The sequence below is a fragment of the Lactobacillus kullabergensis genome, assembly GCF_003151025.1.
GTDB lineage: Bacteria > Bacillota > Bacilli > Lactobacillales > Lactobacillaceae > Lactobacillus > Lactobacillus kullabergensis.
The window spans coordinates 650,612-676,733 of record NZ_CP029477.1 but is presented as its reverse complement, the minus strand read 5'-3'; the positions used below and the strand labels follow the sequence as shown (position 1 = coordinate 676,733).

21 protein-coding genes and 1 pseudogene are annotated in these 26,122 nt (G+C 35.7%); 4 read left to right on the top strand and 18 right to left on the bottom strand.

The features are described from left to right. Window positions 1-6: 6 nt before the first annotated feature. The 6 genes from aguA to DKL58_RS03355 form a co-directional block, all read right to left on the bottom strand. Window positions 7-1,098: an agmatine deiminase gene (gene aguA / locus DKL58_RS03380; protein WP_109586098.1), complete on the bottom strand. Its 1,092-nt coding sequence runs from the start codon at window positions 1,096-1,098 to the stop codon at window positions 7-9. Between the two features lie 4 nt (window positions 1,099-1,102). Then, on the bottom strand, window positions 1,103-2,740 hold the full coding sequence (locus DKL58_RS03375) for an amidohydrolase (RefSeq protein WP_109586097.1): 1,638 nt from the start codon (window positions 2,738-2,740) through the stop codon (window positions 1,103-1,105). A 1-nt stretch (window position 2,741) separates the two neighbouring features. Then, a complete protein-coding gene (locus DKL58_RS03370; protein ID WP_109586096.1) occupies window positions 2,742-4,091 on the bottom strand; it encodes an MATE family efflux transporter in 1,350 nt (449 codons plus the stop codon). A 20-nt stretch (window positions 4,092-4,111) separates the two neighbouring features. Further along, window positions 4,112-5,167, bottom strand: a complete 1,056-nt coding sequence (gene argF / locus DKL58_RS03365; RefSeq protein ID WP_109586095.1) for an ornithine carbamoyltransferase — start codon at window positions 5,165-5,167, stop codon at window positions 4,112-4,114. 318 nt (window positions 5,168-5,485) lie between these two features. Continuing rightward, the gene (gene argF, locus DKL58_RS03360) at window positions 5,486-6,466 is read right to left on the bottom strand and encodes an ornithine carbamoyltransferase (RefSeq protein WP_109586094.1); all 981 of its coding nucleotides are present in this window, start codon (window positions 6,464-6,466) and stop codon (window positions 5,486-5,488) included. Between the two features lie 245 nt (window positions 6,467-6,711). Then, window positions 6,712-8,238, bottom strand: coding sequence for an LBA0864 family S-layer associated protein (locus tag DKL58_RS03355; RefSeq protein ID WP_109586093.1), 1,527 nt, complete (start codon window positions 8,236-8,238; stop codon window positions 6,712-6,714). A 164-nt stretch (window positions 8,239-8,402) separates the two neighbouring features. Between DKL58_RS03355 and DKL58_RS03350 the strand changes: the two are divergent. Beyond that, window positions 8,403-9,841, top strand: a pseudogene (locus DKL58_RS03350) (APC family permease). A 79-nt stretch (window positions 9,842-9,920) separates the two neighbouring features. Next, entirely contained in the window at window positions 9,921-10,367 is a 447-nt protein-coding gene (locus DKL58_RS03345) for a Fur family transcriptional regulator (RefSeq protein ID WP_239386424.1), read from the top strand. A 159-nt stretch (window positions 10,368-10,526) separates the two neighbouring features. On the opposite strand, the gene DKL58_RS03340 is transcribed toward DKL58_RS03345, so the two are convergent. Beyond that, the gene (locus DKL58_RS03340) at window positions 10,527-12,233 is read right to left on the bottom strand and encodes an SH3-like domain-containing protein (RefSeq protein ID WP_239386422.1); all 1,707 of its coding nucleotides are present in this window, start codon (window positions 12,231-12,233) and stop codon (window positions 10,527-10,529) included. 160 nt (window positions 12,234-12,393) lie between these two features. On the opposite strand from DKL58_RS03340, the gene clpP reads away from it, so the two are divergent. Continuing rightward, entirely contained in the window at window positions 12,394-12,978 is a 585-nt protein-coding gene (gene clpP / locus DKL58_RS03335) for an ATP-dependent Clp endopeptidase proteolytic subunit ClpP (RefSeq protein ID WP_034977497.1), read from the top strand. A 111-nt stretch (window positions 12,979-13,089) separates the two neighbouring features. On the opposite strand, the gene DKL58_RS03330 is transcribed toward clpP, so the two are convergent. From DKL58_RS03330 to DKL58_RS03310, 5 genes are read right to left on the bottom strand one after another with little or no spacing between them, the layout of a single operon-like run. Continuing rightward, window positions 13,090-13,833 (bottom strand): class II aldolase/adducin family protein, encoded by a 744-nt coding sequence (locus DKL58_RS03330; RefSeq protein WP_109586090.1) that lies wholly within the window; start codon window positions 13,831-13,833, stop codon window positions 13,090-13,092. Next, complete coding sequence (locus DKL58_RS03325) at window positions 13,834-14,094, bottom strand: hypothetical protein (protein WP_045927808.1); 261 nt, start codon at window positions 14,092-14,094, stop codon at window positions 13,834-13,836. Window positions 14,095-14,109: 15 nt separating this feature from the next. Then, on the bottom strand, window positions 14,110-15,654 hold the full coding sequence (locus DKL58_RS03320; RefSeq protein ID WP_109586089.1) for a PTS galactitol transporter subunit IIC: 1,545 nt from the start codon (window positions 15,652-15,654) through the stop codon (window positions 14,110-14,112). Window positions 15,655-15,672: 18 nt separating this feature from the next. Further along, complete coding sequence (locus DKL58_RS03315) at window positions 15,673-15,990, bottom strand: PTS sugar transporter subunit IIB (protein WP_109586088.1); 318 nt, start codon at window positions 15,988-15,990, stop codon at window positions 15,673-15,675. A gap of 11 nt (window positions 15,991-16,001) precedes the next feature. Further along, on the bottom strand, window positions 16,002-16,469 hold the full coding sequence (locus DKL58_RS03310; RefSeq protein WP_109586087.1) for a PTS sugar transporter subunit IIA: 468 nt from the start codon (window positions 16,467-16,469) through the stop codon (window positions 16,002-16,004). Between the two features lie 338 nt (window positions 16,470-16,807). On the opposite strand from DKL58_RS03310, the gene DKL58_RS03305 reads away from it, so the two are divergent. Then, on the top strand, window positions 16,808-17,590 hold the full coding sequence (locus DKL58_RS03305; RefSeq protein ID WP_045927804.1) for a DeoR/GlpR family DNA-binding transcription regulator: 783 nt from the start codon (window positions 16,808-16,810) through the stop codon (window positions 17,588-17,590). A 31-nt stretch (window positions 17,591-17,621) separates the two neighbouring features. On the opposite strand, the gene whiA is transcribed toward DKL58_RS03305, so the two are convergent. The 6 genes from whiA to uvrB all read right to left on the bottom strand — a co-directional run bounded on the left by whiA (window position 17,622) and on the right by uvrB (window position 26,040). Beyond that, window positions 17,622-18,557 carry a DNA-binding protein WhiA gene (whiA, locus tag DKL58_RS03300; protein ID WP_109586086.1) on the bottom strand — a complete coding sequence of 312 codons (936 nt, stop codon included), beginning with the start codon at window positions 18,555-18,557 and terminating at the stop codon, window positions 17,622-17,624. A gap of 6 nt (window positions 18,558-18,563) precedes the next feature. Then, window positions 18,564-19,589, bottom strand: coding sequence for a gluconeogenesis factor YvcK family protein (locus DKL58_RS03295; protein ID WP_109586085.1), 1,026 nt, complete (start codon window positions 19,587-19,589; stop codon window positions 18,564-18,566). A 4-nt stretch (window positions 19,590-19,593) separates the two neighbouring features. Next, a complete protein-coding gene (rapZ, locus tag DKL58_RS03290) occupies window positions 19,594-20,472 on the bottom strand; it encodes an RNase adapter RapZ (RefSeq protein ID WP_109586084.1) in 879 nt (292 codons plus the stop codon). Between the two features lie 90 nt (window positions 20,473-20,562). Then, window positions 20,563-21,126 carry an HdeD family acid-resistance protein gene (locus tag DKL58_RS03285; protein ID WP_275425096.1) on the bottom strand — a complete coding sequence of 188 codons (564 nt, stop codon included), beginning with the start codon at window positions 21,124-21,126 and terminating at the stop codon, window positions 20,563-20,565. A gap of 29 nt (window positions 21,127-21,155) precedes the next feature. Next, entirely contained in the window at window positions 21,156-24,008 is a 2,853-nt protein-coding gene (gene uvrA / locus DKL58_RS03280) for an excinuclease ABC subunit UvrA (RefSeq protein ID WP_109586082.1), read from the bottom strand. After that, on the bottom strand, window positions 23,998-26,040 hold the full coding sequence (uvrB, locus tag DKL58_RS03275) for an excinuclease ABC subunit UvrB (RefSeq protein WP_109586081.1): 2,043 nt from the start codon (window positions 26,038-26,040) through the stop codon (window positions 23,998-24,000). Before uvrB ends, uvrA begins: the two co-directional genes overlap by 11 nt. Between the last annotated feature and the right edge of the window lie 82 nt (window positions 26,041-26,122).

The following is a 26,122-nucleotide window of genomic DNA, read 5'->3' as shown; positions in this document are numbered from 1 at the left end:
CCTTCTCTATTTTGGAACTTGTTGAGTGATGCAATGAATATTTCCACCTCCAAGCAAAATTTCTCTTGCAGGTATACCTATTACTTTGCGGTCCGGATAACAAGCTTCTAATGTTTCTTTAGCTTTTTCATCATTAGGATCATTAAACGTTGGGAAAACAATTCCTCCGTTTGCCGTATAGTAATTTACATAGGAAGCGGCAAGCCTGTCGCCCTCTTTTCTAGGTAGAGTACCATCAACAGAATCTACTCCAGTAGCTTCGCTTTGCGTAATTCTCACTGGTTTTGGCACATATAGCTTAGTAACTTCGATTTGTCTTCCCTTAGCATCTTTTGTATTCTTTAAAACATCTAAATCCGCTTTTGATGCTTCATATTGTGGATCACTTTCATCATCTGTCCAAGCCAATACAACATGACCTGGTGAAACAAAATTCGCTATGTTGTCAACGTGTCCATTTGTCTCATCCTGATAAATCCCTTTTGGCAACCAGATAACTTTTTCAGCACCTAGGTATTCTTTAAGAATCTGCTCTATTTGATCTTTTGATAATTGTGGATTTCTACCTTTAGATAAAAGACACTCTTCTGTCGTAATCACTGTACCTTCACCATCAGAATGGATTGACCCTCCTTCAAGAGTAAAATCATCCAGCCTGTAGCGATCAACCTGTTCTAGCTCAGCCATTTTTCGTGCAATTTTGTCATCTTTATCCCAAGGAAAGTATAAGCCGTCTACTAAACCTCCCCAAGCATTAAAATGCCAATCAACTGCTCTAATGTTTCCCTCGTTATTTCTAACAAAAGTGGCACCACAATCTCTAATCCATGAATCATTGTTAGATAATTCAATAACCTCAATATTATCTGGCAGCAAAGTACATGCATTTTCATACTGATCGTCATTAACGCCCACTGTTACATGTTCAAACTTTGAAATTGCGGTAGCAACTTCCACAAAAGTCTTTTGAGCCGGTTTGCCCCCGTTACGCCAATTATCAGGTCTTTCCGGCCAGAGAATGTATACACCTTTATGTTCCTCAAATTCTCCTGGCATTTTATAGCCATCTTTTTTGGGACTTGAATTTAATGTTTTCATTTTATTATCCTCCATAAACTATTTTTCCGTTAACCATTGTCATAACTGCATTAGTTTTTAATAAGTCTTCTGGTGAAGATTTAAGTATGTTGCAATTTAAAACAGCAACGTCAGCTAATTTCCCATTTTCTATTGTTCCTAAATCTTTTTGCCGGTTTGAACATCTTGCCGATCCCAAAGTATAGGCTCTTAATGCTTCTTGAATATTTATACTGTTTTGAGATTCCCATGGTTTTCCGCCATTAATTGATTTACGAGTTACAGCATTGTATAAATTTTCGAAGGGATTGAAATCAACTACAGGTGAATCAGTACCAAATGCGATTTTTGTTCCTCTTGCCAGATAATGCCTGAAGGGCCACATCATTTTTGTCCTTTTTTCACCAAGATCTTTCTCTTCACCAGCCGGATCTATTAGTGCATGTGCTGGTTGAACTGAAGCAATAACATTTAAGTCTCTCAATCTTTCAATGTCTTTTTCCTCAATGTTTTCCAAATGTTCAATATTAAACTGTACTTTGGATAAAACTTTATTGTCCAGTTCCTTTTCTACATTTTCGTAAACATTCAATGCTTCAGTTACCGCACCGTCACCAATAGCGTGAATTTTCACACAATAACCTTCTTTTGCAGCTTTTAAAACTCTTCTCTGCATAACATCTGGTTTTATTGTCAAATGACCTCTATCATCAGGACTTTGTGCGTCACTATAGGGTTCTGATAAATAAGCTGTATGCATACTTGAAACACCATCAAAAAAAGATTTTACGCCAGCAATACCAATCATGGAATCACCGGTAGCTCGTCCGCAGTTATTTTCTATTTGATGAATCCGAGAAAAATCATCTAAGAGAGTTGGAAACAGGTTTACACGTATGTTTAGTTTATTTTCACTGTATATTTGTTTCCAGCTTTGATCAGCAATCTGATCAGAATCTGGAACAGCGCTTCCAGCGACATCATCTATTTGAGTTATTCCAAAGCTATTCATTCTTTTAATAGTATCAATAAAAAGCTTGGAAGTGGTTTTTTCATCTGCAGTCATAATTTGACTGCTCAACTTCATAAAAGATGCTTCACCAATAATTCCAGTCAATTCTCCATTTTCAAATTTACCAAAATCAATGTTATCTTTAGTATTCTGTGGTGTGAAATTAAGCCTTCTTAAAGCCTCAGAATTTACCCATGTAGTATGAGCATTAGAATCCATTAGGAAAACGGGCGTATCAGGGAAAGCATTATCTAAGCTTTTCTTCGTTGGCAACTTTTTGTTGTCCCAGAGTAACTGATACCATCCCATACCAATTATCCATCCACCAATTAAATTTTGCGGTTTATCATAACGCTTTACTATATCAACACATTCTTTTTCTGATTTTGCATCATATAAAGACGGGCATTTTCCTGAATTCATTAATGCAGTCATTAGCATATGAACATGACCATCGTGAATTCCAGGAATCACTAATTGGTCACCATAATCTAAAATCTTCGTATTTGAACCTACATATTTATCCAAATCTTGAAATCCAACATATAGAATTCTGTTTTTCTTTATTGCAATTCCACCATATATAGTTTCATCGATATTGCCAGTCCAAATCTGACTGCTTTTTATGATAATATCTGCTTTACAAATCATTTTAATTTTTCTTTCTGAGCTTTCTAAGCTCTTTTACTAATAAAAACAGAGCGACAGCAAAGGATATTATGTCTGCTATTGGTTGAGCAAACCAAATTCCTTTAATACCTGTTGTATATGCTAGCAGCAATGCCAGAGGGCAAGCACATATTAAAAACTTTAATGTGCCTAGAAAGGTTGAAATACCAGCTTGTCCAACAGCTTGATAGTAGCCAGACATCATGTTGATACTAGAACCTAAGGCTGTTAACCCTACTACAACAATGCCGGAGGTAGCCGTGATATTAACAACCAGGCTATTCGTGGTAAAAATTGATGTAATTGGTCGTGCAAACGCTGCAAAAATAGCAGTTAAAGCTGCAACAGAAACAATGTTGGAGATCAAGCTTACTTTAAGCAATTGTGCCAGTCGTGAATTTAATTTCGCACCATAGTTGTCACTTGCAATTGGTTGCATTCCTTGCATTAAACTGGTAGTTATCATGTTTAAAACATAAAATATGTAACCATTTATGAGTCCAAAGGCTGCAATATCATAGTTATTTCCAAAATGGCCTAATACTAAATTCATAATCCAGTTATAAGCAGCACTTGACAAAGTTATTAGTATAAAAGGCATGGAAAGTACAATTGCGTGTTTTAAGTCCTTCCAATTAAACTTTAGATCAAAAGACAAATGATATTTATTCGTAGATTTAAAGAAAGGAACAAAAGAAAAACAGAAAAGAGCTATACTTAAGCCATAATATATAGCTGAGGCGATGATACCAATATGGGCAATAAAAATGCCCCAGTATAATTCACTAATTGCTATTAAAGCAGCGATTGCAGTGATCCAGCTTGCCAGTCCCGGCTTTTCATCAACCCTAAGCATAGGTATGCCAATTTGTCCTACGAAACAAAATGGGTAACTAATCATAAACACCCTGATAAATTGTATTGACATTTGCTTAACTGGTCCTCGAGCACCTAGTGCCGTTGCAACAGGTTCAGCAAATACAGCGATTAAGGTTGCTAAGATAATAGAAAAGATCAATGTAAACCAGACGCCATCATTCCAAATTTTTCTGGCTTCTTCTTCTTTTCCTTGTCCTTTATACTGGGCTGCAATAGTGGTAATTCCAATACCTAACCCAGTTCCAATAGCATCATTAATAAGTTCAAGAGGCATAATGATACTGACAGTTGCCAATCCTTCCGCTCCAAGTCCATTTCCAGTAATAATAGCCTCAAGAATAACCATTACACATTGTGCAAACATGCCTGCAAGTGTAACAAACCCATATTTCAGAAATAATTGATTGACGTTTTTAGTTTCAAACTCATTTGTTTGAGTATTTTCAGATTGCATAGTTCTTACCTAAACCATAGTTAATATTTGATACTCAGATCATCGTTATCTCTATAAGGTTCATTAACTAGCATTTCTTCAAGTTCGCCTTTATATTTATTCTTTAAAGCATCTGAAGCCATTTTTATTCTAGGATTAAGCAAATAAACAAAAATCGCCCGCATAGCTGTTTTACGATTACCTGCTTGATCCCATGCTAGTGAATGCTCACCATCGAGAACAGAATCACTTACTTCTTCACCACGAGAAGCCGGCAAACAATGTAGGAATTTAACATTTTTGTTTCCAGTTTTTTCCAGCAATTGATCATTAACCTGATATTTAGGATAAAAAATCTTCATATATTTTTCTCTTTGTAATTCTTTATCATATAAGCCATACCAAACATCGGTATAAATAAAGTCGGCATCTTTTAAAACTTCCTCATCATCAGAAATTTCGATTGAACCACCGTTTTCTTGAGCTATTCTTTTTGCATGTTCTAAAACATCTTTGGGCATTTGATTAGTTTTAGGACCAAACTGAGCAAATTCCATTCCCATTTGTGCACAGAAAAACATAGTTGAAATAGCTACTTGAGTTGCATCACCAACAAAAACCAGCTTTACATCCATTAAATTTTTTCCTTTTGGCAAATTCTCCTCAATAGTTATCAGATCTCCCAACGCCTGGGTGGGATGACTTTCATCACTCATAAAGTTGACTACTGGCACTTTTGAAAACTTGGCCAGGTTTTCAACCTCTTCATGACGATTAACTCTGGCACCAATTATGTCCAGTAATTCACCTAATACATGACCCGTATCATTTAAACTTTCATGACCACCTTCTCCTAATTGAATTTGACCAGGTGCTAAATATAGTGCATGACCTCCAAGTTCTGACATGGCAGCCTCTGCAGAATTCCTGGTACGAGTGGAAGTTTGTTCAAAAATCATTCCTAAATTTCTATTTTTTAATAGTTGCGGATAGTAGCCATTTCTGATAGATTCTTTGATCTTTATTCCTAAATCAACCATAAATTGCATCTCATTTTGCGAAAAAGTAAAAGTATCAATGTAATCTCTTTTTTTCATATTTAAATCTCCTTTTCAATTAACAACATATCTTTTACAATCCCAATATACATTGATATTTCGTCATTTGAAATCGATTTCAATGTTTATGCAATAGGATTTTTATTACTGTAAAAGCGTTTCATTTTATGAAACATAATTCACCACTAAACATAACCTTAATATCTAGTTTTTCGGCTGAGTCATAAAATCAAACAATTTATTATCAATGAAACATGATTCATGTTGATATTTTCCGCAAAATTCAAAAAAGCCAATCTAATTTAATAGATTGACTGTAAAAATTATTTAAACCTAAAAACTTTTATATTATTTTATTTAATCTGTAATTTCATTTAAAACATCTAAAGACTTACCTTTAAGCAAATACGTAAATACTGCTCTCATTGCTGTTTTTTTGTTTGCAGCTTGCTGCCAGACAATAGATTTTTTGCCATCAAGCACAGAAGCCGTTACTTCTTCACCCCGATTTGCTGGCAAACAGTGCATGAATTTAACGGACGGATTTTTTGTTTTAGCTAGTAGCTCATCATTAACCTGATACTTAGGATAAAAAAGTTTCATATATTCGTCTTTGCTATGCTCTTGATCATATAGACCATACCAAACATCTGTATAAACGAAATCAGCATCCTCTAAAACTTTTTCGTCTTCGGATAGTGTAATTGTGCCACCATTTTCTTGAGCAATTTTTGCGGCTTTATCCAATATTTCCATAGGCAGATGTTTTTCTTTAGGACCATACTGAACGAAGTGCATCCCCATTTGTGCACACAAAAATAGTGCTGAAACTGTAATCTGAGTTGCATCCCCCACAAAAACCAGCTTAACATCAGATAGTTTCTTTCCTTGAGGCAAAAATTCCTTGATTGTAATTAAATCTCCAAGGGCTTGTGTTGGATGATCATTATCACTCATAAAATTAACTACGGGTGCAGGCGAATTTTGAGCAATTTCAACAATATCTTCATGACTGGCAGTTCTAACCCCAATGATATCAACCAGATCACCTAGGGCATGACTCGTATCAGCTAAGCCTTCATGACCATTTTCTCCCAATTGAATCTGACCAGGTGCTAAATACAATGCGTGACCGCCAAGTTCAGTCATTGCAGTTTCAGCTGAACAGCGTGTTCTTGTAGATACCTGATCAAAAATCATACCCAGACTTTTTCCTTTTAATAACGATGGATAATATCCATGATTAATAGTTGCTTTAATTTTAATACCCAGCTCAGCTAAATATTGCATTTCATCTTTTGAAAAGCTACAGGTATCAATAAAGTCTCTTTTAACCAAAAAATCCTCCTTAAAATAACTTCTATTTATGTTGTTGCGTACCATAATACAGGAATTCGGCTTTTTTTTAAACTAATTGGAGGCGAATATAAAAAGTCTTAATTACTTTTAAAACATTTTAAAGTAAGAGTTGAAGTATAAATTTTAAAACTAAACTTATAATTGAAAGTATTTTTCATTTATCTCAAGTTCAAAAATGATAAACAAAAAAGCAGCTTGATTATCAAGCTGCTCAGTATATATTTTTAATTCGTGTTACCGGCTGTTAATTCTCCTCTTTGAGCAAACTCAACATAAAGCTTATTGCCATATGAGGATAGCCCTTCAATTTCACGTCTAACATTCAAATGATGGGTCTTCTTAAATGTACCATCTTTATCAACTTTGAAGATGTAATCATTAAAGCCAACATAGAATTGACTGTGCTTTTGATCATAAGTGAATCCTTGAACTGGCGAATGATTGCTTACAAAGTTGCCTTTCGTAGCGCCAACTTCAACTGGAGTCCAGGTATCACCACTGCGAGTAACTTTCCAATATTCATAATAACCGTGGCCACCATTATGGAACAGGCAATACATTGTATTGTCACCGGCAAATGTAGCATTGTGAATATATCTTGGACTACCATAATTAGAAATTCTAAAGGTCCAAATTTGATTAATCTTCATATCTGACTTACGTATTTGCAAGATTTCTTCAGAAGCATCTGAATTGCTTGAAGTATTATTATTGGCAATTACGTAAACATATTTAGAAGATGAACCAATAGCCTGACCATGTCCTAGTTTGATATAAGGACTAACTTTAATATGTGATGCATATTTCTTAAAAGTTGACCAGTTTAGGGTTAATAAGTTTTGTGCCTTAAACTTGTTAATGTGTTTTAAGTCATAAGAAACTAGGTGACCGTTTTGTGCTTTGCTTGAGTTAAAGACTGCAACAGTGAAGTTCGAGCCATGAACAGTAATTCCTTCAGGAATTACACCTACCTGACCCATTTTATCTCCTGCCTTATTGTAGTCAAGACTCACAAATCGAGGTTGGAACAACTTAGTTTTCAAAGTTAAACCATTAGCTTTAAAAGTATTAGATCTGGTTTCAGGAGTATAGTGATGAGCTGCATTCCAATTTCTGGATGAAGACTTAGAACTGCCCTTCCACGTAGAAACTTCCTTTGGACCATTCTTAGGAGTTTTATTTGCCCTTGCAATACCTTCATTCTTGTCAGAGCGAACTGTGACGTCTACGCTAGCCTTAGCTTTGCCATAACTGTAATCTACAGTAGTCTTTCCTGGCGTACCCGAGTTAATCTTAGATTTAGAAACATTAACTTTATTTGCATCAACAGCGGTTCCAGTACCATCAGTCACATAATTAATCGCATCTTTAGTATTAAATGAATATTGATTATTTTGTACTAAACTAACTTTGTTGGCTACTGAAATCTTATTTCTGGCAAAAAAGTTTTGGTTAACCCAACCAACTGTGCGACCATCAACAATTATTTTCCAAAACTTGCCTTTCTTAGTAGCAATAGACTTCTTAGACTGAATCTGTGCGTGTTTGAAATACTTCGTAGAGGTGAATTTGCCAGATGGTCCCTTCTTTGATGCACTATGATAAACTGCGTAGTTGCCATTGCCAGCTATCTTAGTAACAGCCTTATGATAACTTTTAGCAGAAATGTATGAATTATTACTCCCAACAAATAAGCCAACTGCTGCTATCGTTCCAGCAACTAGCAATTTGTTTTTAAATTTTTTTTCCATTAAAGCTTACAACCCTTCTTTATAATATAATAACAGTTTTGCACTTTTTCAGGCATAAATCAATAATTACCGCCGTTATAAAAATAAACTACTTTTTATTAGATTTTTATAACCATTTAAGCTAAAATAATAAAATTGTTATCTTAAAATAAGGGAGTAGTTTCATGGGTGAAACACCAAACAATTCTAAAAAGATGATGTGGACAACGCTTGCTACTATGGCTTTTTCTATAGTATGGAGCTTCGGCAACGTTGTTAACGGATTTATATATTTTGATGGCACAAAGGTAATTTTTAGCTGGATAGTTATTTTCCTGCTTTTCTTTATTCCTTATGCCCTAATGGTTGGTGAACTAGGGTCTGTTTTTAAAGATTCTGAAGGTGGTGTGGCTTCTTGGATTAACGCCACTATTGGACCTAAATGGGCCTATTATGCTGGTTGGACCTTTTGGGCGGTTCACGTAGTTTACATTTCCAGTAAAGGTACAGGTGGCTTGAGAGGCATGGCCTGGGGTATCTTTGGAAATACTAATTGGTATGACAGTCTGCCAACAGCTTGGACACAACTAGCTACACTAGTAATTTTTTTATTCTTTTGCTGGGTAGCCAGTCGGGGCATTCCAGTAATTAAAACTTTGTCAACAATCGCTGGTACTTCAATGTTCATCATGTCAATTTTATTTATTATTATGATGTTTGCGGCTCCAATGATTAATCCGCACGCTAATTTCAATACTGTAAACTGGAATTGGCAAAATTTTGTACCAGATTTTAACATTAAGTATTTTACTTCTCTGTCAATTTTAGTATTTGCTGTCGGTGGAGCGGAGAAAATTTCGCCATATGTTAATAAACTGAAAAATCCATCAAAAAATTTCCCGAAAGCAATGTTAGGCTTGGCCGGAATGGTGATGATTTCAGCTATTTTGGGCACAATTGCTTTAGCATTAATGTTTGATCCTAAGACTGTTAATGGCAATTTGAATGAATACATTTCAAACGGCCCTTATATTGCCTTTCAAAAATTGGGTGAATATTATGGAGTTGGTGGATTATTCCTCTACATCTATGCCTGGTGCAATGTGATTGGTCAATTTTCTGCTTTAGTTATAAGTATTGATGCGCCCCTAAGAATGCTGTTAGGAGGCAAAGAAGCTAAAGATTTCATTCCTAAAAAGCTTTTAAAAGTCAACAAACATGGTGCCTAAACGGTATTTGGATGATTGTTATTCTTTCTGGTGGAATTATAGCACTTCAAGCCGTTATGCCTGATGCACAAGCAGTAATGGCACAATTGGTTAAACTTAATTCAATAGTAATGCCAATGCGTTATCTATGGGTGTTCATTGCATATTTGGCTTTACGGAAACAACATGAAAAGTTCCACAATGGTTTTGATAACTACCAAATGACCAAGCACCAATGGCTGGCATATATAGCCGGCCTTTGGGGACTAGCTGTTACGATTGCATGCTGTTTAATGGGGATGTACTCATCTGATCCATTTACATTATGTCTAAATATCGCTACCCCTGTAGTATTACTGCTACTTGGTTTGATTATGCCGACTATTAGACACCACCAAGAAGAAAATAATAATTAAAAAAATCGCCTTGCTTAAGGCGGTTTTTTCTTTGCCAAAAATGCTAAACTATAACTAAATAATAAAGGAGATGAGAACTTTGCCTGATTTTCATAATGACGCTGAAGACTTATTGCGTAACCATCACTTAAAAGCAACTAAACCCCGTTTAAAAATATTAGAATACTTAATGGCACATCATAATCATCCTACTGCAGCCACAATTTTTTCGGCAATTAGTGGTGATGAACCTACTTATCGTGCTACGGTTTACAATACTCTAAACAAATTAGTTGATGCCGGAATTGTGATTGAAATAAAAAATGGCGATGATTCTCTACACTACGATTATTTTGTCAAACCCCACTTTCATATTATCTGTAAAAAGTGTGGCAAAATTGCTGACGTCTATTATCCTGAATTTGATACAATTGAAAACCGCATGAGAACAGAAGCCGAAAAGCAAACTGGGTTCGTCACATCCTCTAGCCATGTTGAAATATACGGTATCTGTCCTGAATGCCAAAAGAAAGAAAAAAAGAGCTAAAGCTCTTTTTTATTTATGCCTGGAATTAGTCGGATCACCTTCTCTATTGAGGTATCTTAGGGTTAAATACGCTTGCTTTTTTGAGCCTGCATTACATATAAATTTATTAGTAAATAAACAAAAAAAGAGCTTTTCAGCTCTTATTTCAAATTACTTTGTCTAATTGATATTCATACTTACGAGTAATTCAGCTCTTTGAGCTAGATTTACATATAACTTATTATCACTTACTGATAGTCCTTCGATTTCACGACCAGTATCAAATGAGTAAGTATCCTTTATTTTACCAGTACGACCGATTTTAAAAATCAAATCATTAAAGGCTAAATAAAAGTTTTTGTTTTTAGCATCATAAGTAAAACCCTGTACTGGAGCGTTGTTATTAACAAAGTTGCCATCAGTTTTTCCTACTAATTTTGGATACCAGTTATCACCGGTACGAGTAAATTCCCAGTATTCATAACAATTATTTTCAGTATCATGATAAACGGTGTACATATCATAATCAGAAATCATCACGCCATTTTGGAAATAGCGATTAGTCTTGCCGTCATCAATCCACGTTTTGATTGTCCAAATTTTATTAATCTGCAAGTCACTTTTACGTATTTGAATTAATTCTTCAGAATTATTTGTGTCTTTTAACGTATTGTCGTTGTTTAAAACATAAATGTATTTATCACTTGAGCCCATAGCTTGACCGTGACCGATTGGAATATATGGACTTACTTTAATATGTTTAACATAATTGTTAAACTTCTTTTGGGTCATATCAAGTAAGTGTTGTGAATTATATGGATTAGTTAATTTGTTCAAATCATAACCAACAATGTGACCAGACATCACATCTGTGTGGCTCAAAAGACTGGTATAGGCCCAACCATCAGAAACGGTTACTCCTTCTGGAATATGACCGACACGATTAATGTTATCATCTGTCGGATCTGCCACACTGAGTAAAACTGGCTGGTAAAATTTCGTCTTTAAAGTTAAATCACCACTAGTTAAGGTATGTTTACTATCTTCAGGGCTATACTCTGTTGGACTAACATAATTTAAGGATGAACCATAATGAGTTTTCCAAGCTTGATAATCATTTGTGCCCGGTTGAGCAGGGAAGGAATTAAATGTATCTGCATCAACAACTCCTTCTTTAGTACTCTTTCTTACAGTCACTTTAACGGTGGCAGTTGCGTCTCCATATGTATATTTCACTTTATATGTTTTAGGAGTACCACAATTTATACTATCTTTAGAAACAATTACCTGACTATTGTCAATTACAGTTCCCATGCTATTTGTAACATATGAAATTGCATCTTTTGTTGAAAAGTCATAAAACTCATTGCGAACCAAAGTAACAGTCTTAGGAACAGCGATTTTGTTTCTGTCAAAGTAATTTTCATTTACATAACCTACTTCACGACCATTGACATAAATACGCCAATAGCGATATTTCTTGGTTTCGATCAGTTGATCCGACTGAATGTGACTGTACTGAAAATTAATGCCATCAGCTACTTTAGTATTAACTTTGCCGTCTTTAACTTCTTTCCAAACCTTATAGTTTTTATTACCGGCAACTTTTGTCATCATAGCAAAACCAGTAACAACCTGTTTTGGCTTAGGTTTAGTATTATCCTGATCATCTGTACCATCTTGATCAGTTTGACCAGATTTATTGGCATCAGTATTATCAGAATTTGCATCAGTTGAGCTATTCGATGATTTATTATTATCATCTTGAACTGGCGGCTGAGTGCTACTGGAATCTGCCGCAACTGATGTAGTTGACAAGCCGGTATAGATCAATAGTCCGGCAACTATAGTCAGTAAATAGGTTATTGTTTTCTTACAAAGCTTCAAAATATATCCTCCAATATTTAAGTTTACCTTTAAATTATATAATAAAAACCTCATTAAAAAGAATACAAAATTAATACACTTTCATTGACAGCACGTAATGTAAGTGATTTAATTAGCACTGTACTTGATAGAGTGCTAATTATATTTAGGAGGTAGAAAGATGCTTGTACCTACAGTTATTGAACAAACTGCACGTGGCGAACGCGCATACGACATTTATTCACGTTTGTTAAAAGACCGTATCATCATGCTTAGTGGTGAAATTAACGATGATATGGCAAATTCAATTATTGCACAATTACTATTTCTTGATGCTCAAGATAACACCAAGGATATTTCACTTTATATAAACTCACCTGGTGGAGTAATTACTTCTGGTTTGGCAATCATGGATACCATGAACTTTATTAAATCAGATGTTTCAACCATTGCCATTGGTATGGCAGCCTCAATGGCTTCCATTTTGTTAACCAGTGGTGCAAAAGGTAAACGTTTTGCTTTACCTAACTCCACGGTTTTAATTCACCAACCTTTGGGTGGTGCTCAAGGCCAACAAACTGATATTCAGATCGCAGCTAATGAAATCTTAAAGAGTCGTGAAAAGATTAACCGTATCTTACATGAAACTACTGGTCAGCCCTTGGAAAAAATCCAAAAGGATACTGAGCGCGATAATTATATGACCGCACAGCAGGCTAAAGACTATGGTTTAATCGATGAAATTATGGTTAACCAAAAGAAATAAAATTTATTATCAACTAAAAAATTGATGCTCTTTAAGAGTGAAAAAGGAAGTCAAATTATTGTATTTGACTTCCTTTTTGTTTGAATAGATATTTACTTTTAGCCTGGCAGTTTAACCAACCATACCATCAGTACTTTTGCCACGTGATTGATATTGATCTATGATTCCTAATTTCTTAAAGATTGCCTGTTTATATGCAATCTCCGCATTCCACTCAACTGTTTCTAAAACTTGAGCTGCAGCATGCAGATCTGTTTCAGTAATTAAAACTCCGTGGCTGTTTAATAGAAAAATATTTTCTTTAGCGTTATCACCAAGCTTTACCAGTTCATCGTGCACTAAATCTGCAAGTTCTTTACTGCATGCTACTCGATAAGGTAAGCATTTAATTTTGCCAAGAGGAACATTAAAAGAGGTAATCTCTGTTAAATTAGGCATATCCTGACCCAGTGTTGCCCAAAACATGCTTTTTGGAGCATGAGAATGGTAAACTACTCTAATATCCTTATTTGCTTTATAAGCTCCTATATGCATGTTGATTTCACGGGTTAATCGACCTTCACCAGCCAGTTTTTTGCCTGTTTCCAAATCAATGACTAAAATTTGAGAAGCATTTAGTTTTGAAAACCACGCTTCTGACATAAAAGTAGGAGTCATTAGTAAGTAATCGTGGTTAGCATAATAAGTCTGGTTATCATAAGAGAAAGTTTCATCTGGAGTAATTTTGACGGAAATATTTCCACCCGCGATATTTGTCATCTTCCGGTTAAACATTTCGCGTGCTACTTCAGCAATATCTTTACGTTCATTTTCAAAAGGAAGTCTTTCCTTAGTTATATTGTAATTCTCTATCATTTATTTATCTCTTTTCCTTACTTCATATTCTCTGCGCTTTTTATAGGCAGCCTGATACTTAATTTCTTTTTGGCGGTTATAATTTTCAAAAATTACTGGGTCACCATATTTAGCTATAAAAAGACCAAATAAGGTTACGCTGATACAACCAATAATATTTTGAGTCAAAATTGCTTGAATTGTTAAAATGATGTTAATGAATAAAGCAAACGACCACCATATTTTGGTTAATTTTTTTGATTTTGGAGTTTTATCTTTCATTTGATTTACTCCGTTTTACTTGTTAAAGTTCGTAAAATCTAAGTCATTAATATCGTTGATTGTGAAGTTGCCTTTTGTTGCAGGACTCGGAATCTTTTTATGCACATTAGCAAAATCAATACCGTCTATACTGGAAATACTCCATGATTTATCTTCTTCATTAATTTCAAGATCATCTTGAGTACTTTCTACTTTGTTAACCTGGCCATTATTTAGGGCATAACGTTTGCTAGGCAAGGCAATTTTATTTTGATCTTTATAAAGCCAAACAAAAATTAATAACCATACTAAAGCTGCAGCTATTGCCCACCACTTGCCATTAAAGGCTTGTGCAAAAAACAATCTAAAATCAGGTCCTTCAAATGTCGACCAGGACAACTGTTGACCGGGATTAACATGAACGGCTCCAGTCGATTTGGCCAAATTGGTAATGACTGGTGCAAAATAGGTTGCTCCGTATAAGAAAATTGGGGTTGTAATAATACCTAATGTCAGCATTCTCCACAGGTTTGCTCCTGTTAAAAGCAAAGCTGCAACTACAAATGACAGATTTATTATTCCGGCAAATGGTAAAACTGTGTTACCAGGTAAAACCATTGCCATAATTAACATAACTGGTACTAAAATGATTACTGTAACCCATAATTCATTTCTTCCTGCGAGAATTGGCCAATCTAAGCCAATAAATACTTGCCGACCCTTGAAATGTTTCTTCATCATTTCATTCATAGCATTAGCTATCGGATTTAATGCTTCCATGAATAATTTTGAAATCATTGGAAACATTGTCATGGCTGCTGCGGCCTCAATGGCAAGTTTTAAGGAACCCGAAACAGAATAGCCTGCTCCAAAACCTAATAACAATCCAATAATCGCGCCCATTACTGAGTTATCAGCAAAAATACCAATTTTCTTTTGGATAGCATTAGCATCAGCTGGTTTATTCATTATTGGAATAAAATCTAACAGTTTATTAAGTGGCATTAGTACAACTGCAAATAAGGTCACGAAATGAGGAACAGTAACTCCCGGAATTCCAGTCAGGTCTTGAATGTGTCTTTGCCACATGTCCCCTGCTTTTAGTTCTAAAACAATTTGAATGCCGGCAACAATGAACCCATAAATGGCATTATGTGTAAAGTATAGGACCACAACATACGTGAAAATCTTGTTCCAAACATTCCACATATCTACGTTCAAGGTTTTTGTCCAATTAAATGTCAGCATGACAAAATTAATTAGTAACAAGAACGGAAAGAACAAAAATGCTGCTTTGTATGACCAGGTGATTGCAGCTACACCAGGCCACCCCTGGTCAATAGCATTCAAACTTAAGTGCAACATCTTAGACATTGCCTTGGCAGCCGGCGAAATTGAATCAGTCATGTAATTAACAACCAAAGTCATTCCACTAAAAGCAACACCCAATGTAAGTGAGGCTTTAACTGCTTTACTCAACTTTAATCTTGCTATGATAGAGATGACGAACATAATCAATGGTACGAAGACCGCAGCCCCTAAGTTAAGAACATAATTGACTACGTTTTTTAATATTTCCATTTAACTCATCCCCTTTCACTATGCTTTACTTTTTAATGACATCATGGCATTGACCAACTCTAGATAAGTTTTGTCACCCTTTGACCCTGTCAAAATATCAACTCCGTTTACTTCTGGAATTCCTTCTTTTTTGCAAATGTCATGAATCTCCGGTGTAGGTTTTGCTAACCAAACATAAATATCATAATTTGGCAAAACACTGGCTAGTTGTTTAAAATCTGTTGCCTCAACTTCTACACCTTTAACTGAATGGTCTTCCAAAAAAGACTTTACAGTACCTACAACCGTTTCACTAGTGGCAATCCCACTGCCGCATGCAACAACAATTTTTAACATGATAAACTCCTTTAAAATCGATCTACTAAAAATTCATAAACTTCTTCTGGCTTTGACAGTTTTTTAAATGAGCTAACGAAACTTTCGTCATTCATCAGCTGCATAAATCTTTGCAATAACTTGACTTGTAAATCTTGTTTTTCTTTAACAATTCCTAAGAAGAAAAAATAATTCGTTTCCATATCTTCATTAGTTCCCATTTGCTTCATCTTAACTTTACCTGCCGTTTTCACAACAGCTATAAATGCTTTTTTGACATTTTCAGGATTAGCATGTGGTAGTGCAATTGGTAAATACTGGGTATTCAAACCAGTAGGAAATTCCTTTTCTCTTTCGGTTAAAGCTTTAAAATAGCTTGATTCAACTACATTGAATTTTTCAAGCTCTTTGGCAATTTTTTGATATAATTCAGTGCAATTGCTTGCATTTACGTCCCAGAACACGAGATTACGGTCAAATAAATCAGAATAACTACTCATTAAATCCTCCTTTTGTTCATTTGTTCGAACATTTTTGAACTTTTATTTTACAAGTATGATTATAAAACGCTTTCATGAGCATTTCAAGTTTTTTTTGAAAAAAATATGTTATTTGTTCACAAATGTTCAAATTTATGAACTAGGACTAAAAAGAATATGTAAAATATATTTCTAAGTGTTTAAGCCTTGTAAACGTTATAATTAAGGCTGTTAAGATATATATAATTTATCAGCTATTTTGTTCAAATCGAAAACTATAAAAAATCTTTATTATCTTCATATTCATTTTCTTTTGATAATATGATATTTGTATTATTGGGTAAACAGGAGGAGCAAAGTTGAATGTTTCAAAAGCAGATCGGTTACAGCAAATAATCGAAATTTTAGCTAAAAACAAAAGAATAAGTACAAAAGAATTGCAAGAAAAATTAGGAATAAGTATTTCAACCTTAAGAAGAGATCTAATAAGTCTACAAGCAACAAATACAATTAGCAGAACACACGGTTATGTCAGTTTGCTTGAAAATTCCAACGTAGAAATTGCTTATGCAACTCGAAGAAGTGAAAATGTGGCAGTTAAGAATAAGCTTTGTAAATATGCAGCAGATTTGATTACTAATGGAGCTGCTATATTTTTGGATGGATCTTCAACCTTAACTTTTTTGCCCAAGTATTTTGCTGGAAAAGAAAATCTGCATATTATTACAAATAATATAAATATTGTCGATGAAGTTACACAATTAAGGAATATTGACATCTCTGTGTTGGGAGGACAAATTTCTAATCGCTCCAATTCAATACTAGGTCCAAAAGCAATCTATGATCTTAACAATAATTATCGACCAAATTTAAACTTCATCTCTTGTAGTTCAATTGATGAAAATGGTATATATATGGCTGACGAAAGCCAAACATACATGAAGAGAGCAGCCATTGCAAAATCAGAGAAGACAATATTACTAATTGACCATACGAAGTTTGGAAAAAAAGATTATATTCTTTTATCGGATTTCAATTCAAAAAAAATTAAGACCATTATTACTGATAAGACTCCATCTACTGCTATTGCTAAAAATATAACTAGCAGCGGCATAGACCTTATCGTCACTTCAACACAATAAAAAAGCCCATCCGCATGGATGGGTTTCTTTTTCATTTCTTTATGTTTTCTGCTATATCATGAATTTTTTTAAAACGATGATTGACTCCTGATTTTGATATTGGACCGTCCGGAACCTGCTGCGCTATTTCTTTCAGTGACAGTTCCGGTTCCTCTAATCGTAGTCTAGCCAATCCCTGCAACTTTTCAGGAATATTTTCTAAGCCAATTTTGCGCTCAATTAGTTCTATGTCTTCAACCTGTTTCGCTGCTGCATTTGCCGTCTTTTTTAAATTAGCTGTATCACAATTAACAAGCCGGTTCACAGAATTCCGCATGTCACGCATAATACGCAGATCTTCAAAAGACAGCATCGCATTTAAAGCTCCAACAATATGTAAAAAGTCACCGATTTTTTCAGCTTCTTTTAGGTATACAATATAACCTCGTCGTCTTTTCGTACTTTTAGCATTCAAATTAAAACGACCATTCATAATCTTAAGTAAATCATCATTATGATCTTGATAAATAGAATAAATCTCTAGATGATACCTGCTCGTATTGGGATTATTCACACTGCCACTGGCTAAAAATGCACCCCTAAGGTATGACATTGCCCCTTCACGTGATTTAATAATCCTCTCTGGAATTCTGGTAATTAAATTTAACGTAGGTGTTAAAATTTCTAAATTATTCAGTATTTCTTTGACATGATTCTGCAATCGTACTAGGTATTGGTTATTTTTTTTAAGCTTCATTTTGCGTGAAACTATTAGTTGTGGTTCAACTTTATACGCGGTCTTTATTAAAGAAAAAATCCGTCTAGCAATTGCAGGGTTTTCAGTAGTAATATCAAGGCTAAACTGATGCTCGTGAAAATTTAAAACGCCATTCATGCGCAAAAAAGCAGCCAATTCTGCCTTAGCATGTTCAGGATGAATAGGTAGTGAGGTCAACTCTTTTTTCACATTACTTGCATAGCTTGCCATTGTTAGTTATTCCTTCCTGCGAGTCATTGCAGCATAGGCCAAGTTGATGATTTCCTTAGCTACTTTTCTGCCATCATGAAAAACCAAGCCACTATGTTGGTCAATAAAATCATCAGTGATCACGCGGCAGCCCTGCTCACGTAACCCTTTGAAATCATTTTTTACAGGTTCTAGGTAGGCATCATAATCTTTAGGATTAAACTTGGACATATCTATTTTGGCACCATTAACCAAGGTCGTATTAATATAATGCCCACCAAGATGGGCATTGATTACTCTGACATGGTCACAATCTGAAAAGTGATCCGTTTCGCCTAGCTGAGTCATGATATTGCAAATATATATTACTTCTGCGTTAGTTTCTTTGACTGCTTCTCCTAAATTAGGAATCATTAGATTAGGCAAGATTGATGTGAACAAACTTCCAGGTCCTAAGACTACAGCATCAGCATTTTTTATTGCCTCCAAAACAGGCGGTACAGCTTCTGGTTCAGACTTGGAATTTGTATTTGTAACCCATACTCGTTTAATTCTTTTGTCTTTATCAGTAATTTCTTTTTCACCATTTTGAATAGAACCATCAACAAATTCTGCATTAAGCGTTAAGGGCTCATTAGAGGCTGGAAAAACATGGCCGTCCACTCTCATCATTGTAGATAAAGACTGTACTGCATCAAAAATATTTCCGTGCATTTCATTCAAAGCAGCGATAATCAAATTACCAATGGCATGGCCAGAGAAAAATGAATCGGAAGAATCAAAGCGATACTGGAAGACATCTTTTTCTTCTTGGGAAATTTCACTTAACGAAACTAAAACATTACGGATATCACCAGGTGGAACAACATTAATAAAATTGCGAATAGAACCAGAAGAACCTCCGTCATCTGATACTGTCACTATCGCTGTGATATCAGCATTCTTCTCTTTGAGCGCATTTAAAACAACCGGCAACCCTGTACCGCCACCAATAACTACAACCTTAGGTCTCCTGCTTTTCGTAGTGCGAATTGCTTTTTCATCAAATGTCATATAATCACCTATTTCTAGCGTAACGACTAATTTCACGATGGGTGATGTCAACCGTGTAATCTTCAGCCAAATCTTTTGCTAATTGGTGTGCGATTGCTACACTGCGGTGCTGTCCACCTGTACAACCAATCGCAATAGTTAACTTGCTTTTACCTTCTTTGATATATCCTGGTAAAGCATCTTTTAATAAATCCAAAAATTTCTGATAAAAGCTGCGCGTTTCTTTTTTCTCCATCACATAATTAAAAACTCTCTTATCAAGACCGGTAAATGGTCGCAATTCCGGTATGTAAAATGGATTAGGCAAAAATCTGACATCCATCACAATATCAGCATCAATCGGCATGCCATATTTAAAGCCAAAAGATAATACTTCAATTGAAAAGGGTTGTTTATGCTGTTCGCTAAATCTATTAGCCATTTCTTGTTTCAATTCTTTTGGACTTAGATTAGAAGTATCAATTATGTCATTTGCACGACTTTTGATGCCGGTTAAAATTCGTCTTTCTTCTAGAATACCATCAAGTAAACGACCATTATTGGCCAAAGGTGGTACACGCCTTGTTTCTTTATAACGTGCTACTAAAGTATTATTTGTCGCATCTAAAAAAACTATTCTTGTTTGGACATTGCCGTTATCTTCCAATGAATTGATTTCATTATCCAAATCCTTATAGAACCGCCTAACACGTAAATCAATTACCACGGCTACTTTGGTAAAACCATCTGAATTCACGATCAAGTCCCAAAAGCTTGGCAAAAGCGTTGGAGGCAAATTATCTACTACAAAATAGCCCATGTCTTCTAAAGCATGAGAAGCCACGGTTTTCCCTGCACCACTCATGCCTGTAACAATCAGTAGCTGCTTTTTATGCTTAGCCATTTTCGCTGACCTCCTATTACTAAAATTATAACATACCAGGTGTTTCATTACTTTTTTGGCAAAAAAAAAGTTCAAATGAACTTTTTAAATTTATCTGTTGACAAATGCTGCAATTATCTGATTAATACCAAAGATTAGCAACCAGAAGGAAACTAGCCAAATCAATGTTAAAGCTGACAACGCAGGATTAAACATCAAACTAATTGCTATCAGTAACCCTAAAATATTTAATATTAAATTGAGCCAAAAGAAAAAGGTAGAAATCTTCCTCATACTCCATGAAAAAATGATCCCGCTAATTGAATCAAATAGAAACCAAAATGCAAATAAATATGCAATAGTTAATCCACCAGCATCATAGGAATAGAGAAATAAAATTCCTACGATAATATCAAGCACTCCTGAAACTATTGACAACCAGCTAGAAGGGATAAAATACCTAAAACGGCTGTAAAATACTAACCAAACAAAACCTTGGACAATGGAAACGATAGCAAAAAGCAAAACAAAGGCATGTAGTGCTTTACCAGGATGACGCAATAAAAATAGTCCAGCAATTATCATTAATATACCGGAAATAAATGCAGCCCAGTTAAACCCGCGATTTCCTCTGTAACTAGAAAAATTATCCATTTTTATTCCTCCTTGCGCTATATTGTACACTTTATTGTGAATAATTAATACTATTTACCTGGTTTTTCACTAGCCTTTTTTGTTAATGCTGTATCCCTTTTTAACACTGGTTTTAAATATTGTCCCGTGTAGCTTTCTTTAACTTTGGCTACTTGCTCTGGGGTTCCGGTAGCGACAATTTTGCCACCAGCTTCTCCTCCTTCTGGACCAAGGTCAATCAGCCAGTCAGCATTTTTAATCACATCAAGATTATGTTCAATTATTAAAACAGTATTTCCTTGATCAACCAATCTTTGTAAGACTTCCAGTAACCGCTTAATGTCATCAGTATGAAGTCCAGTCGTTGGTTCATCGAGAATATAGAAGTTCTTTCCCGTTGACAACTTTTGCAGTTCAGCAGCCAGCTTCATTCTTTGAGCTTCCCCACCAGAAAGAGTAGTTGCAGATTGACCCAATTTGACATAGCCTAGGCCGACATCTACAATCGTTTGCAATTTTCGGGCAATTTTAGGAATTTTTTTGAAAAAGGTACAAGCCTCACTGATTGTCATATCCAATACTTGTGCAATGTTCTTCTTACGGTATGTAACTTCTAAAGTTTCAGAGTTGTAGCGACTGCCATGACATACTTCACATGGAACGTAAACATCTGGTAGGAAGTTCATCTCTATTTTAATAATACCGTCGCCATGACAGGCTTCACAACGTCCCCCTTTAACATTAAATGAAAAACGTGCTTTGGTATAGCCGCGAAGTTTGGCTTCATTTGTCTGAGCAAACAGCGCTCTAATATCATCAAAAACGCTTGTATATGTGGCGGGATTACTACGTGGAGTGCGTCCGATTGGGCTTTGGTCAATATCAATAATTTTTTCAATATTTTGATAGCCGCTAATACTCTTATATTTGCCGGGTTTGGTTTGATTTCTATTTAATTTCTGTGCCAAGGCACGCTTTAATATCATATTAACTAGAGTTGACTTGCCGGATCCGGAAACGCCGGTAACCACAATTAATTTGCCAAGGGGAAACTCAACTTTGAGGTTTTTAAGATTATTTTCTGCTGCACCAGTAACTGTAATTTTTTTGCCATTACCTTTGCGTCTTTTTAAAGGAACTGGAACAAACTTTTTGCCAGCCATATACTGCCCAGTCAGAGACTTGTCATTCTCTTCAACTTCTTCAGGAGTTCCGGCAGCCATGACTTTACCGCCGTATGTACCAGCACCTGGCCCCATATCAATCAAGTAGTCAGCTTGTCTCATAGTTTCATCATCATGCTCGACAACGATAAGTGAATTGCCCAAATCACGCATGCGCTTTAGAGCAGCGATCAACCTGTCATTATCACGTTGATGCAAACCAATTGAAGGTTCATCGAGAACATACATAACACCTGAAAGATTAGAACCAATTTGAGTTGCGAGTCGAATTCTTTGAGCTTCGCCACCAGACAAAGTGTTAGCAGAACGTGACAGTGTCAGGTAATCTAAGCCTACGCTATTCAAAAAATTGAGTCGATCGCGCACTTCTTTTAATATCGGTTTTGCAATTACTGACTCCTGCTCGTCAAGTTTGATATTTGTGAAAAATTCAAGAGCATGACTAATTGCCAAATCAGAAGCTTCGGCAATATCTTTGCCATTGACTTTGACAGCCAGGGCTTTACGATTTAACCGCTTGCCATGACAGGTTGAACAAGTCAGCTCAGTCATATATTTTCCCATAACATCACGCATGAATTTGGACATTGGATGGTAATAGCGTCTTTCAACATTTTCCATGGCACCCTCAAAAGGTGCAGTAGTGTCATTAACGCCAAAATCACCAGTTACATGAAATTTAATTTTCTTAGTCGAGCCATGCAAAATCGTCTCTCTTTGCTTTTTGGTTAATTTGCCAAAAGATTTGTCTAGGGGAATTTTTAACGCTGCACAAGCTTGTTCAAGCATTTCCCCATAGTACTTCGAATTCTTCCATGGTGCGATTGCACCTTCTGCCAAAGTTTTACTTTTATCTGGGACGACTAAATCTTCATCGACTGATAACTTCACACCCAAGCCATCACAATCAGGACAGGCTCCAAATGGTGCGTTAAAAGAAAATAGACGCGGTTCCATTTCACCTACAGTAAAACCACACTTAGGACAAGCATAGTACTCTGAAAAATTGATCATATCACCACCGATAACATCAACATTCATATAACCGTCCGATAAACGCAAAGCAGCTTCTACTGAATCAAAAAGTCGCGAGCGAATACCTTCTTTAACAATTAAACGATCGACAACGATATCAATCGAATGACGTTTATTCTTTTCTAAATCGAATTCTTCACCAATCTCATGCATAGTGCCATCGACAATGACACGCACATATCCAGCACGTTGTACCCGTTTAAATACTTCTTTATGTGCTCCTCTTTTAGCTCTAATTACTGGTGCCAGAATTTGTATACGACTGCGCTCAGGTAAAGCTAAAATACGATTTACCATCTGCTCGACTGACTGGCGCTCAATTAAGGTGCCATCATTTGGACAAACCGGATGCCCAACTCGAGCCCATAATAATCGCAGATAGTCATTGATTTCAGTCACTGTGCCAACTGTTGACCTGGGATTATGTGAGGTAGTTTTCTGATCAATTGAAATCGCAGGATTTAAACCATCAATAGAATCAACATCAGGTTTGTCCATTTGACCCAAAAATTGCCGTGCATAGCTTGATAATGACTGAACATATCTTCTGCGTCCTTCAGCATATAATGTATCAAAAGCTAAAGAACTTTTCCCAGAACCTGACAAACCAGTAATAACGACCAATTTGTCCTTAGGAATTGACAGGTTAATGTCTTTTAAATTATGTTCACGGGCACCACGAATAACAATCTTATCATTTACCATTTAATGCTTTTCCTTTTTTCTTAATTGGGCTTCTAGTTGAGCTCTCCAATTCCATGATCGCATCCCGTAAAGTAGCAGCTCCTTCAAAGTCAAGTTTCTTAGCAGCCTCCTGCATTTGTTTACGCAAGTCTTTAATCATAGTTCTCTTTTGTTTGGCAGTCAATTCATCAAAATTCAAATCGGCAAAACTGTCAGTTTGAGCGTCTTCATCAGCAACTTTTGTGGCAGAAATCACATCTCTAATAGGCTTAACAATGGTTTTCGGTTTCATGCCGTGTTCTTCATTAAACTTAATCTGTAATTTACGTCTTCTCTGCGTTGCTTCAATGGCTTGTCGCATTGAATCAGTAATCGTATCAGCATACATTATTACTGCACCATCAGAATTTCTAGAAGCACGACCCATTGTCTGAACGAGAGGTCTGTATGAACGCAAGAATCCCTCTTTATCCGCGTCAAGGATTGCAACCAGCGATACTTCCGGTACATCAATGCCTTCACGCAGCAAGTTAATACCAATTAGAACGTCATATTTACCGGTTCTCAGATCACGCAATATCTGCATACGTTCCAACGTTTTAACATCTGAATGCAGATACTGCACTTTGATGCCTAGATCCTTCAAATAATCCGTCAAATCTTCTGCCATTTTTTTCGTTAAAGTAGTAACAAAAACACGTTCATTCTTTTCAATTCGTTTGTTAATTTCGGCAACAAGATCATCAATCTGTCCTTCAACCGGTTTTACTTCAATCTTAGGGTCAAGCAAACCTGTCGGCCTGATAATTTGTTCGACTTTGTGATTTGTTCTCTGCAATTCATAATCACCTGGAGTTGCCGAAACATAAAGAATTTGGTTAACGTGCTGCTCAAATTCAGCGAGTTGCAAAGGTCTGTTATCAAGAGCAGACGGTAAACGAAAACCATAATCGATCAATGTTTTTTTGCGATTACGATCTCCGTTGTACATTGCCCTTATTTCCGGCATTGTAGCATGAGACTCATCAATTAAAATCAAGAAATCATCAGGGAAGAAATCCAGCAAAGTATACGGTGGTTCTCCCTCTTTACGTCCTTCCATATGGCGAGAATAGTTTTCAATACCATTGGTATAACCGACTTCGCCCATCATTTCCATGTCAAAAGTCGTACGTTGCTTGATACGTTCGGCTTCTAGCAATTTACCTTGACCCTCAAACTTTTTCACTTGAATTTTCATTTCTTGTGAAATTGCTTTAAGAGCCCTTCTCATCTGTTCTTCATTGGTCATAAAGTGAGTAGCCGGAAACAGAGATATACTTTCTCTTTCACCAATTACTTCACCAGTTAAAGCATCAACTTCTACAATTCTGTCAATTTCATCGCCAAAAAATTCAATCCGATAGGCATGGTTAGAATTACCTGCAGGAAAAACTTCTACAACATCTCCACGAACGCGAAAACGACCACGCTGAAAGTCAATATCATTACGATCATATTGGATATTAACAAAATCACGCAACAGTGTATTTCTATTATATTCTTCGCCTTCATGAACTGTAATCACACTTGCAGCATATTCTTTAGGATCACCTAAACCATAAATGCACGAAACAGAAGCAACGACAATGACATCATTACGTTCCATTAAATCGCTGGTAGCTTGGTGACGCAACTGGTCAATTTCATCATTAATTGCCGAGTCCTTTTCAATATAAGTATCGGATTGAGGCACATAAGCTTCAGGTTGATAATAATCATAGTATGACACAAAATAGTCAACAGCATTGTGAGGGAAAAATTCCTTAAATTCACCATATAATTGGCCAACTAAAGTCTTATTATGAGAAATAACTAAAGTGGGTTTGTTTAATTTTGCAATAATATTGGCCATTGTGAAAGTCTTACCTGTACCAGTAGCACCTTCTAAGATCTGTTCCTTATAGCCTTTTTTAAAACCAGTAGCTAATTTGTCGATAGCTTGTTGCTGATCACCTGCCGGATTAAATTTTGAAACCAGATCAAATTTACGTTCTTCTTGTCGTTTAATCATCGAAAAACCTCTCGTAGAAAAAGTTGGACAAAACAGCCCAACTCTTATTTTGACTTATTATATTTTACACTCTCGAACGTAT